This window comes from Mesorhizobium sp. M2A.F.Ca.ET.043.02.1.1, assembly GCF_003952405.1.
Lineage (GTDB): Bacteria > Pseudomonadota > Alphaproteobacteria > Rhizobiales > Rhizobiaceae > Mesorhizobium.
Genome location: NZ_CP034445.1, coordinates 2,820,459 through 2,831,916 on the forward strand (window position 1 = coordinate 2,820,459; position 11,458 = coordinate 2,831,916).

Here is an 11,458-nt window from a genome sequence, read left to right on the forward strand (position 1 = left end):
CCATGTTTCGATTCATCCACAGCTCCGATCTTCATATCGGCAAGCGGTTCGGCAACATGCCAGAGGATCTGCGCGGGCGGCTCCGTGAAGCGCGCCATGGCGCGATCAGCCGGCTGGCAGAGCAGGCACGCGTCCATGGTGCATCCACCATACTTCTGGCCGGCGATACGTTCGATACCGAAACGCCCACTCCAGCGATGTTGCGGCAGGCCATGGCCGAGATGAGCCAGAGCGCGCCTCTGCGCTGGATATTGCTGCCTGGCAACCATGATTCCCTGTTGGCTGATCAATTGTGGAGTGCAGCGGACAGCGTTGTGCCGGACAATGTCCTGCTGGCGACGCGGCCCGAAACCCTGACCATTGGCGCGGACGTGGCGCTGCTGCCTGCACCTTGCACCACCCGCAGACCCGGTCGCGACCTTACCGAGTGGATGAACAGCGCCGCGACGCCGCAAGGCGCCATCCGGCTCGGCCTTGCTCATGGCGCTATTCAGAACTTTTCCGAAGATTCAGCAGCGTCCGATGTCATTGCACCAGATCGCGCGACTAAGGCCGGCCTCGATTATCTGGCACTTGGCGACTGGCACGGACCCGTCACCATCAATGAGCGCAGCCGTTATAGCGGTGCGCCCGAACCTGACCGTTTCAAGCATGATACACCCGGTCAGGCCCTTGTCGTTTCCATTGCCGGGCCTGGCGCCGTGCCCGAGATCGTGGCCGTTGAAACAGCTAGCTTTTCCTGGAAAACCGCTCCCCTGCATCTGCTGTCTGGCGACGACAGCGCCGCGGCATTTGAAGCGTTGCTTCCACCGGCTCATCTGCGGCGTCAGACTTTGCTGCGAATTGCCGCGTCTGGCCGGGTGCGGTTAAGTGGGCGAACGATCCTTCAAGCGGCGATCGCGGTAGCCGCGCCCGACTTCGCCTATCTGGAACTGGACGGGGACGGGCTCGCGACCGACTGCGAAAGTGGCGATTTGGATCGGATCGACCGCTCTGGTGCCCTTCGCGAGGCAGCGCAGGCACTGTTGGATGAAAGCAGCGACGAAACCCGGTCGGCTGTCGAACGCGACATATCGCGAGAAGCACTGGTTCGGTTGTTCAGCTATTGCGAGGCGATGGGATCATGAAACTTACGGCCCTTCGGCTCCACAACGTCAAACGGTTCGCCGGGCAAGGCGTCGCCATCGAAAACATCGGCGACGGCGTCAACGTGCTTTGCGCGGTCAATGAGTTCGGCAAATCAACCTTCTTCGAAGCGCTGCACGCACTCTTTTTCCAGCCTCACACGGGCACACCCGAAGGCGTGCGACTGTTGCGGCCTTACAGTGGGGGCAATCCGGTGGTGGAGGCCGACATCACCACTTCAGAAGGACGCTATCGACTTGCCAAGCAGTTTTATGGCGGCAGGCTGGCCAGCGTTATTGACCTCGACGGCGGGCGACTGTTGGCTCAAGCCGATGAGGCCGAAGCCTTTATCGGCAAACTAATCCATGGCGGAAGCGCAGGACCGGCAGGATTGCTCTGGGTTCGCCAAGGGGTCACCGGCATCGAAAGGCGCAGCAAAAGCGAGGAGGACGGCGAAAAACGCGTGCGCGAAAGCCTACTGTCCTCGGTTCAGGGGGAAGTTGAAGCCCTGACCGGCGGGCGACGCATGGCCGAAATCGCCGCGGCATGTGAAGAAGAACTCTATAGCCTGGTTACGTCAACGCTGCGTCCCAAGAGCGGCGGTCTCTATGCGGCAGCGCTCGACGAGCGTGACAAGCTGGTGAAAGACGAGCAGCGTCTCAGCGCCGAAGTCACCGGTCTGCGCGATTCGCTCGACAAGCGGCGCATGGCGTTGGCGCGTCTGTCTGAGCTTGAAAACCCCGAAGAAGGCGCCACTCGGCGGGAAGCCATCTCGGCCGCGGAAGCCGCAGTCGAGGCCGCCAAATCGCACAGCGAAGCCTTGAAAGCCGCCGAGGCGGAAGCTGCCCTTGCCGCAATTCACCACGACGCGGCGCAGCAGGCCCTCGATAGTTTTCGGACCGCGCTCAAACGAGCCACGGATTTGCGCCAGCAGTCGACGATTGCGCAGCTTCGCCGCAGTGAGGTTCTCGATCGGCGCGCTTCTGCCATTGCCGAAAACGAACAAGCGATGGGCGAAGTTCAAGCAGCCGAACTGGAAGAGCGCGAAGCACGCGAATTGCTCGCGCGGCTGGATGCGACTCTTTTGGCGCGTGACGCTGCCGAACAACTGGCCGGCTCGGACAACCGGTTGAAACAAGCCGAAGTCGCCAGAACCCAGATCGAAGATGGAGAGGCAGCACTGGCGATGCTGGCGGTGCCGGAACAAGCTGTCGAGCAACTCCAGGCGCTCGAAATCGAGATCGCCAGCCTTCGTGCAGCTCACCTGGCAACCCTGCCGACGCTATGCATGGAATACCGGGACGGCGCCGCCGATTTGGTGACCATCGATGCCAAGCCCTTGCCCCATGCAGAAGACCAAAGCTTTGCTGGCACCGTACGCCTGGATATTGCCGGCATCGGAGCCTTGACCCTGCGATCGAATCGGCCGCAGCAGGCCGACCGGACCATCGAAGACGCCGAAGCGAAGCACCGCAGCCTGCTTGCGTCCCTCGGTGTCGATAGCCTCAGGACGGCACGCCAGCGCCTAGTGGAAGCGCGCGACAAAGCTACCGAACTGGGCTTGGCGCGTCAGCGACTTGCCGATCTCGCGCCCAAGGGGATACAGCAATTACACGAGGAGCTTGCTCGTCTGAGTGCCCTCGGGGCCGGGGACCTCGAACTCAAAGTCGATCCAGAACAGATCCGGCAACATCATGCCGCAGCCGAGCAGCGTGTGGCGACAACACGCAACAGCGTGCGCGAGGCCTTGCCTTTGCGCAGCCATGCCGACGAGGCTGTCATGGCTGCGGAGACGGCTTATGTCACCATCCAGGCGGAACTGACCAGCCTCGAGGTCATATTGGGACCCGATGCAGCGCGCGAGGAAAAGGGGCGCTTGCTGCTCACCGAGGCCACCGCACGACAAAAGCTGCGCGAAGCGGCCGAAATGCGCGCTGCTCCCCTGCGCGACGGCGCTCGCGATCTCACCAGCGCTGAAGCCGTTCTGCGCCGCGCCCGTTCGGTTCAGGATGCCGCCACACAGGAAGCAAGTCAGTTGCGTGTAACCCTGGCCGATCTCAATGGCCATATTCGCACTCGGTCCGACGACGCGGTGGAAGAAGCTTTGCGCGAGGCCACAGAAAAATTGGAAATCGCTGGAGAGCGAGCGAGACGCTTCGAATTCGAAAAAGCCGTCCTCGACCGGCTGCGCACGACGCTGGTCGCTGCGCGCTCGACGGCACGCGATCTTTATCTGAAGCCGGTCATGTCCGAGCTGCGACCGCTGCTTGGATTGCTATTCGATGACATCTCCATAGTGTTCGACGAGAACACACTGTTGCCACAGACCGTTCGCCGCAATGGTCAGGATGAGGATGTCGATAGGTTGAGTGGCGGCATGCGAGAACAGCTTTCGGTTCTGACACGTCTGGCCTTCGCCCGTTTGCTTGCCCGCGACGGCCGACCCACACCGGTTATCCTGGATGACGCTTTGGTTTATTCCGATGACGACCGCATCGAGCGCATGTTCGACGCTTTGCATCGTCAATCACACGATCAGCAGATTCTCGTTTTCTCCTGCCGCCAACGCGCGTTTGCAAAACTCGGCGGTAACATTTTGCAGATGAGCGACTGGCAACCGGGTCGGTCATAAGCGGAGATCGCGCAGCCTCAGCTAGGGCGACGGCAGATCGTATCGTGTTACGATTGCAATGCCGTTTTCGATCTCGATTTCGATAACTTCATTAATCAGGAATTCCTCTGGGCCAAGATCCTCGAGGAGAGCATCGAAGAGCTCTCTCTGTTTTTCAGGCCCGACCTGAGGGACGACGATAATCAGGCCGGCGTGAACCGGTTCTTTGGCATAGAGCTTCCTGAAGTCCTTAGCATTGTTGGTGACGAAGGTGAAATCCTCATCGATAATGAGCGGCATGAGGTCCCAGTCGGTTTCGCCGCTTAGCCCAAGCCAGTTGACGTGGTTTGCTTCATGTCCGCGTTCTTGGGCTACCGCAACCAGAGACGTGTGCAGGCACTCATCGATCAGAAACCTCACGAGGTCACACGCGTCTCGACCTGGCCGACGGACCTGGGTCGCCCTTCAAAACCACGCGCTTCGACGACTTTATTTTCACGCCCTGCTCGACCAGCTTCTTAGGCCGCCCACGAACCGGGTGCGCGGCGACCCACATTCTGGCGAGCTCAATCACGCGCGGCGTTAGCTTCGGATATCCCTCCAGAACCTCCGCTTCATCTGCGCCCTGCGCTAGCATCGTCGTGATCATACGAACAGGGATGCGGGTTCCTTTGAAGACAGGCTCTCCGCCCATCACCCCTTTAACGCGGCCGATGGCGGCCTCCGCTTCATCAAGATCCACGATGCGCGCTTTGAGCTGTTTACGTGCCTCGGCGACGTCGACGATCAGCAGGTCGTCGGCCCTTACGGTCTTGGCCCTTGGGGCAGCTTTGATTTCCTCGAACAGGCGGTAGCGACGATCAGCGGGCAATGTCGCACCCACGCCATACCAAAGCTTGAGCCGCAGCAAATCCTCGCCGGTCAATGCCCGTCGGACGACCCCACCGATGCGCCGAGCAGTGCTTGGCACAGTATCGACAATGCGTTTGTCGATCGCATTGTGCACGGCCTTGATTCCTATCCCGCTGACGGCGGCTGCCTCTGCGGGGGTGTAGATGCGAGCAAGTGTGCCCATTATTCTTCTCCTTATAAAGAATAATATAGGCCGTTTGACCCCCTCCGTAAAGGCACGCGTCTTTGGAATCACGGCGGTTAGCAAAGGCGGTGGTGAGCCGAGAGGCCTCACAAACCCTTGGGGCTCGAGATGGCAGACTCGGCGCAGTATAATTGCGCTAACTATCGAATTTGCAGTTGGCGACAAACGACACACGAGTTCGTCGCGGACTTTTAACTCTGCGAAGGCGCGTCTTCGAGCGCTTTGAAACCCTACACCCATCTGCAGGCCATCTGTATCAAGCTTTGGACCAAAACCGTTTCCATCGCTCACGAGCGTTCTCTCTGGGGGTCTCAAGTGGGGCTTGCCCATGGCCACGAATTTTTGGGCGACAGCGGTGCAGAGGCCGCATACCGCTGCCTGCTTGACGTCGCTGACCGTGTCCATGTCCGAAATTTGCCTACAAATTTCGGACGCCCTTGGGCGCGCTAGATTCGCTATGGAAAGCTGGAAGCACTCGCAAGCCCGGTGGCCACAGCGTCTGCAGCGCCAAGCTATTCCTCCGTATCCAAACCCGCATCCTCATGGCCACTAGCCAACTCTGGCATAATTTCACCAGCAAGCAGCTCATCTCTGCTCAGCAGCCCGGCATCCTCGAGCGCCTCGCAGTCCGGGAGATCGCGAAGCGTGTCGAGGCCGAACTCGAGCAGGACGCTTTTGTCGTCACATAGGTGTAGGGAGCGCCGGGCGTCGGACTGCGCGGGTTCGACGCGATCAGGCCGGTGCCGCAGATGGCCGATCAGGTCGCGACTGATTACTTCCCGAAAACCGACGACAATTCGGCGCGGGTAATCGGCTGGAAGTGCCGATGCACATCAGCATCAGCACGTCCGACCACGTCAGGTCCACGGCACGCCCGCTGCTTCCGCAGGCGCGGATGGCATCGGCATAGGCCGGCCGTGTCAGGTGCTTCCAGCCGCCGGCGACAGCGACGAGGTCATAGGGCCGTCCGCGCAGCTCTCGGATGTCGTCGATGAGAAGGTCACGGGCGAGCTCGCGGGAGAGACTGCACCGCAAGCGCGTCCCGCGCGCGCGAACTGCTCGATCAACTGATCTCAGACGACGACGAATCTCGTCCAGATTCCAAAAGCGGTGGCCGCAGCGGCGCTTTGCGGGCTCGCGTTACCACAGATCGCAGAACTGTGATCTCGCCTTGTGCCCGAGACCGCAATCTGGGCTCGCGACGAAGCATATCGCTTGCGATCATCAAAGGACGCGTCGACGCCGTCGGTTGCCTTTTCCACCGCCGCCTCACACATCGTGTTGGGGCTGAAGAGCTACCTGCAAATCCTCGCAACGGGCGCGGCCGCATCCTTGATTTTACAAATTGACACGTCTTGGTTTTTAGAAAATGCCACGTGCGATGATGGCGCCAAAAAAAAATGTCACGCGAGATGATCATGCCTGAGGTAAATGGTCCGCCAAAGTTGGGAAAGGTATACCGGTTGAATGGTGGATAGGTACGCCGGATAAAAAGGGCTTCGGGTTCCGGAAGACGAACTAATCGACGGATAGGCGCTGCTCGTGAGGGAAACTGCATGCGCATTACGGTTATGACCATCCAGGGATGTCGGATATGATCTTGAATAGTGACATTGCAGGCCAAAGAGCGGCCGAGAAGCTAGCAGAGGGCCTGAAATCGCAGGGCAAGCAGCAATACGAAGAAAGGTCGAGGGAACGCGAACGAGATGTGTCTCGTTAGGTCGCACGTTGCACCAGGGGTGCGTCGGAAGGCACTCCGCCGTGTCCTGAAGAGGTAGCCTGCACTTGAGAATAGCCACGGTGGTACCTTATTTTCGGCTGTGAAGCACACGAGACCCGCGACGTGAGACCCAGTTGCTCAATACCCAGTTGCTGGGTGAGCGTGCATGACTGCCAACGGAAGGTCTTGCACGCACCCTCGCGATCTTGAGCAATGGTCGCCATGACTTTCTTCTTGCAGGCTTTTGAGTGGCCCAGCCTGCAATCACCAGACCCCACCGACTCTAAAGAGCGTGGCAGACGGGATAGTCGAGGTTGCCCGGCACAATTACGCTCAAGGCTTGCGCCGCCCAGAGGACACGCTGAAAAGGCAGCATGGGCGCGCAAGCACGCCATTCACGAGAGGTTCGACATGAAGACTATGCAAGAAAAAGACATTCCGGCATTCGTGCAAGCAGTTGTGGAGGCCGGCTGCAACATTTGCGCGATTGGCAACTTGGGATATGTCTTTGGCGATGCTGATTTGACGCCGGCGCAACGGAGGTCCGTCGAGCCACAGCTGCGCAGGATTGCTGAGATCTACGGCGAACGCGATCATCTCATGGACGAGATAGCTGTATATCTGCGGTCGATCGGACGCCATGTCGAGGTTGAGCCGAAGACAGGTGTTTCCTGATGGCCGCGATCGATCGCGTTCCGTAGTCGCCATTTCTATTGGGTAACGAGCAGCCGTCTTCCAACCTCTGAAACAAAAAAGAGGTGACCCCCAAAGGCCGCTCTCGAGACCGCAAGTCTGAGCCGCTAACGCATTGCGATAACCAGGCTGTCCGAACTGGGCGTCGATGCCTTCCTCGACCAGGTCGCGGTAGGCGGCGATCTCATCTACCGCATGCATAGCCAAGCCAGAGAAGTTTTCGGCAGCGGAATTCTCGGTCGCTTCCCCTTTTATGACTAGAGGGTGCGGCCGATCCGGCCGCGACGATCTCGCAGGGATTGCCATATACGGCAACACGAACACCGGCGGATCAATACTCGGATAATGGCGGCCGGCTATGTAGCGATCGATCGCGCACCAACATATCAATGCAATAGCTTAGTTGCTTTCAAAGGCGGGTCTCTACGAACTGCAAGCAAGCTAAACGATTGCGTCAACTCTTCCTCGCAGAGCGAAAACTCCGCGCCCACGCGATTTCTCTGCTGGAACAGCGGCACATCCTCAGCGCCAGGACACGGCCGCCGCCGTCGGGTTTTACGAAGCCGGTGATTGCATAAGTTGCCCGCAAGATATCATTGGTATCGGGAACGCCGCCGATGCCGCATCCTGAATAGAGCGGCCGCTTGCACCTGCCAGCCCGACGACCAGATCATATCTGCAACTCCATCTACCTGGACGTGGTGCAAATCACCTCGCTGAAGCCGCAAATCGTCGCCTTCGACCAGGATAACCACATCCGTGACCGCCTGAGCTACTCGGTCGATCTCGACGCACATGGCCGATACAGTTTTTCCATCCTTCACGAAGCGAATGAGACTTTGGCCATTCCAGCCCTGGTCTACGGGGCGTGACTTGTCCCCGATGCATGCGCGAGCTCTCCGCTCGGCCGGCCGCCGGACGTCGCCACCGGCCGAAGGCGCCCGAAGGCGCCCGAAGGCGCTTGACAAAGCAGCACCGGCCCATTCAACTTGAGGCATTCACCAGGGGAGTCCCGGTAAGGGGCTGAGATACTGCTGGCTTTCGCGGCGCAGTGACCCGTTGAACCTGATCCAGTTCATACTGGCGTAGGGACGGTGCAAGCGCTTTGCGGGAGTTTACGCCCGAGGTCCTGCTGCAGCAGGTCTACAGAAGCGTCTTTTCATCCTTCCGGCACAGAACTGGGTCTCCAATGCATGAGCAAAGGAGCCTCACGATGAATGCCCTCACCCCCGCCGTGTCGACGGGACCACTGCCCGCCTCGCGGAAAATCCACAAGCCCGGCGTCCTCTACCCGCAGATCAGGGTGCCGATGCGCGAGATTTCCGTCCATCCGACGGCCGGCGAACCGCCCGTCACCGTCTACGATCCGTCCGGCCCCTACACCGATCCATCAGTCCAAACCAGCATCGAAAAAGGCCTTGCCCGGCTTCGCCACGAATGGGTCACGGCGCGTTGCGATGTCGAAGCCTATGACGGCCGCCACGTCCGGCCGGAAGACAATGGATTCGCCACCGGCGAGCGCCTGACACCGGAATTTCCGATACGCAATCGGCCGCTCAAGGCCAAGCAGGGCAAGGCGGTGACCCAACTTGCCTATGCGCGCGCCGGCATCATCACGCCAGAAATGGAGTTCGTAGCCATCCGCGAGAATCTCGGCCGCGAGGTGATGCGCGGCAAGCTGCAACGCGACGGCGAAGCCTTCGGCGCGGCGATCCCAGATTTCGTCACACCCGAATTCGTGCGCGACGAGGTGGCGCGCGGACGCGCAATCATTCCCGCCAACATCAATCATCCCGAGAGCGAACCGATGATCATCGGGCGAAATTTCCTGGTGAAGATCAACGCCAACATCGGTAACTCGGCTGTCACATCGTCGATGGCCGAAGAGGTCGAAAAGATGGTGTGGGCGATCCGCTGGGGCGCCGATACGGTGATGGACCTGTCGACCGGCCGCAACATCCACAACATCCGCGACTGGATCGTGCGCAATGCACCGGTGCCGATCGGCACGGTGCCGCTCTATCAGGCGCTCGAAAAGGTCGGCGGCATCGCCGAGGACCTCAACTGGGAGGTCTATCGCGACACGCTGATCGAGCAGGCCGAGCAAGGCGTCGACTATTTCACCATCCACGCCGGCGTGCGGCTGCACTACATACCGCTGACCGTCGACCGGGTCACGGGCATCGTCTCGCGCGGCGGCTCGATCATGGCCAAATGGTGCCTGCACCATCACCGGGAGAGCTTCCTCTACGAGCATTTCGAGGAGATCTGCGACATCGCCAGAGCCTATGACGTTTCCTTCTCGCTCGGCGACGGCCTTCGTCCCGGTTCAATCGCCGATGCGAACGACGCGGCGCAATTCGCCGAACTGGAAACACTTGGAGAACTCACCAAGATTGCCTGGGCAAAGGACTGCCAGGTGATGATCGAAGGCCCGGGCCATGTCCCCATGCACAAGATCAGGCAGAACATGGACAAGCAGCTCGCAGTGTGCGGTGAGGCGCCGTTCTACACGTTGGGGCCGCTGACGACCGACATCGCGCCGGGCTATGACCACATCACCTCAGGGATAGGTGCCGCCATGATAGGCTGGTTCGGCACCGCAATGCTTTGCTACGTCACGCCGAAAGAGCATCTCGGCCTTCCCGACCGCAACGACGTCAAGATTGGGGTGATCACTTACAAGATAGCCGCCCATGCAGCCGATCTGGCGAAGGGCCATCCGGCAGCGAAAACCAGGGATGATGCCCTTTCGCGCGCGCGCTTCGAGTTCCGCTGGGAGGACCAGTTCAACCTGTCGCTCGACCCCGAAACCGCACGGTCCTTCCACGACCAGACCTTGCCCAAGGAGGCGCACAAGCTGGCACATTTCTGTTCGATGTGCGGGCCGAAATTCTGCTCCATGCGCATTTCCCACGACATCCGTGCCGAGGCTCAGAAGGAAGGCATGGCGGCAATGGCGGCAAAATACCGGGAGGGCGGCGATCTCTACATGCCGGCGGACGAGACTGGCGTACCGGTCGTGCCGGAGGCTCCCAAACCATCATGAGGGTGCTCGTCAAAGGGGCCGGCGTTGCCGGCCTCACCGTCGCTTTCGAACTCGCCGCCCGCGGCGCGACGGTCACAGTCGCCGAGATGCGGCATGGCCTTGGCGGCAACGCGTCGTGGTTCGCCGGCGGCATGCTGGCGCCATGGTGCGAGCGCGAAAGCGCGGAGCAGCCGGTGCTGGATCTCGGACGCGACGCTGCCGACTGGTGGGATGCGGTGCTGTCGGGTCAGGTGACACGGGCCGGGACATTGGTCGTGGCCGCGCCGCGTGATGCCGGTGAGCTTGACCGGTTCGCCAGTCGCACGTCAGGGCATAGGCGCGTCGATGAAAACGAAATTGCGCTCCTGGAACCCGACCTCGCCGGCCGCTTCCGGCGTGGATTGCTCTTCCCCAACGAGGCTCACCTCGACCCACGCCAGGCGATGGCGGCACTTCATGACAACCTTGCGACCATGGGTGTCAAATTCCACTTCGGCTGCGACGCCCGGCCTGTTTCGGGTTTCGCCCGTCAGATAGACTGCATGGGAATGGCAGCGGCCGATGACAGGCTGCGCGGTGTTCGCGGCGAAATGCTGATCCTTCGCACGCCTGATGTCTCGCTGTCGCGGCCGGTCCGTTTGCTTCATCCACGCTTTCCGCTTTATGCCGTGCCGCGCACCGATCACCGTTTCATGATCGGAGCGACGATGATTGAAAGCCAGAGCGCCGGACCGGTGACGGCGCGTTCCATGATGGAGCTGCTGGGCGCCGCCCATGCCCTCCATCCGGCCTTTGGTGAGGCCGAGATCGTTGAAACCGGTGTGGGTGTCCGTCCGGCATTTCCCGACAATTTGCCACGCGTCGAAACAGACGGTGAGATCATCGCGATCAACGGTCTTTATCGTCACGGTTTTCTCCTCGCCCCCGCCATGGCGCGCCAGGCTGCCGGCCTGGTTTTCAGTCAAGACAGAACCAAGGAGCATGCTCATGAAACTGATGGTCAACGGCGAGGCGCGTGAGATTGCCGCCACCACGCTGGCCGAGTTGCTTGCCGCGCTCGACTATGAGGGCGATTGGCTCGCCACCGCCGTCAACGGCGACCTCGTGCACAAAGCCAACCGCACGGAGTTCCAGTTGAGCGACGGCGACCGGATCGAAATCCTCTCGCCCATGCAGGGCGGCTAG

9 protein-coding genes, 1 pseudogene and 1 riboswitch are annotated in these 11,458 nt (G+C 60.5%); of the genes and pseudogenes, 7 read left to right on the forward strand and 3 right to left on the reverse strand.

Features of this window, described 5'->3' with window-relative positions:
• The first annotated feature begins 2 nt into the window (after nucleotides 1-2).
• Nucleotides 3-1,127, forward strand: a complete 1,125-nt coding sequence (locus EJ068_RS13305; protein ID WP_126057626.1) for a DNA repair exonuclease — start codon at nucleotides 3-5, stop codon at nucleotides 1,125-1,127.
• A complete protein-coding gene (locus EJ068_RS13310; RefSeq protein WP_126063810.1) occupies nucleotides 1,124-3,757 on the forward strand; it encodes an ATP-binding protein in 2,634 nt (877 codons plus the stop codon). The genes EJ068_RS13305 and EJ068_RS13310 overlap by 4 nt, the downstream gene beginning before the upstream one ends.
• A gap of 21 nt (nucleotides 3,758-3,778) precedes the next feature.
• Here EJ068_RS13310 and EJ068_RS13315 read toward each other — a convergent pair whose 3' ends face one another.
• From EJ068_RS13315 to EJ068_RS33285, 3 genes and pseudogenes are all read right to left on the reverse strand, one after another.
• Nucleotides 3,779-4,156: a DUF5615 family PIN-like protein gene (locus EJ068_RS13315; protein ID WP_126057625.1), complete on the reverse strand. Its 378-nt coding sequence runs from the start codon at nucleotides 4,154-4,156 to the stop codon at nucleotides 3,779-3,781.
• Between the two features lie 4 nt (nucleotides 4,157-4,160).
• A complete protein-coding gene (locus EJ068_RS13320) occupies nucleotides 4,161-4,811 on the reverse strand; it encodes a DUF433 domain-containing protein (RefSeq protein WP_126057624.1) in 651 nt (216 codons plus the stop codon).
• 533 nt (nucleotides 4,812-5,344) lie between these two features.
• Nucleotides 5,345-5,867: pseudogene (locus EJ068_RS33285) on the reverse strand (SMC-Scp complex subunit ScpB).
• Between the two features lie 898 nt (nucleotides 5,868-6,765).
• On the opposite strand from EJ068_RS33285, the gene EJ068_RS33850 reads away from it, so the two are divergent.
• From EJ068_RS33850 to thiS, 5 genes are all read left to right on the forward strand, one after another.
• Nucleotides 6,766-7,227, forward strand: coding sequence for a hypothetical protein (locus EJ068_RS33850; RefSeq protein ID WP_306283303.1), 462 nt, complete (start codon nucleotides 6,766-6,768; stop codon nucleotides 7,225-7,227).
• Nucleotides 7,228-7,889: 662 nt separating this feature from the next.
• The gene (locus EJ068_RS13335) at nucleotides 7,890-8,117 is read left to right on the forward strand and encodes a hypothetical protein (RefSeq protein ID WP_245454713.1); all 228 of its coding nucleotides are present in this window, start codon (nucleotides 7,890-7,892) and stop codon (nucleotides 8,115-8,117) included.
• 121 nt (nucleotides 8,118-8,238) lie between these two features.
• A riboswitch (TPP riboswitch) is annotated at nucleotides 8,239-8,355 on the forward strand.
• A gap of 103 nt (nucleotides 8,356-8,458) precedes the next feature.
• Nucleotides 8,459-10,294 (forward strand): phosphomethylpyrimidine synthase ThiC, encoded by a 1,836-nt coding sequence (gene thiC, locus EJ068_RS13340; RefSeq protein WP_126063809.1) that lies wholly within the window; start codon nucleotides 8,459-8,461, stop codon nucleotides 10,292-10,294.
• A complete protein-coding gene (gene thiO / locus EJ068_RS13345) occupies nucleotides 10,291-11,292 on the forward strand; it encodes a glycine oxidase ThiO (RefSeq protein WP_126057621.1) in 1,002 nt (333 codons plus the stop codon). Before thiC ends, thiO begins: the two co-directional genes overlap by 4 nt.
• Nucleotides 11,261-11,458, forward strand: a complete 198-nt coding sequence (gene thiS, locus EJ068_RS13350) for a sulfur carrier protein ThiS (protein WP_126057620.1) — start codon at nucleotides 11,261-11,263, stop codon at nucleotides 11,456-11,458. Before thiO ends, thiS begins: the two co-directional genes overlap by 32 nt.

Coding starts and splice junctions, on each gene's coding strand:
- EJ068_RS13305 (WP_126057626.1), top strand. CDS start 3: ATGTTTCGATTCATCCACAGCTCCGATCTTCATATCGGCAAGCGGTTC.
- EJ068_RS13310 (WP_126063810.1), top strand. CDS start 1,124: ATGAAACTTACGGCCCTTCGGCTCCACAACGTCAAACGGTTCGCCGGG.
- EJ068_RS13320 (WP_126057624.1), bottom strand. CDS start 4,811: ATGGGCACACTTGCTCGCATCTACACCCCCGCAGAGGCAGCCGCCGTC.
- EJ068_RS33850 (WP_306283303.1), top strand. CDS start 6,766: ATGGTCGCCATGACTTTCTTCTTGCAGGCTTTTGAGTGGCCCAGCCTG.
- thiC (WP_126063809.1), top strand. CDS start 8,459: ATGAATGCCCTCACCCCCGCCGTGTCGACGGGACCACTGCCCGCCTCG.
- thiO (WP_126057621.1), top strand. CDS start 10,291: ATGAGGGTGCTCGTCAAAGGGGCCGGCGTTGCCGGCCTCACCGTCGCT.
- thiS (WP_126057620.1), top strand. CDS start 11,261: ATGAAACTGATGGTCAACGGCGAGGCGCGTGAGATTGCCGCCACCACG.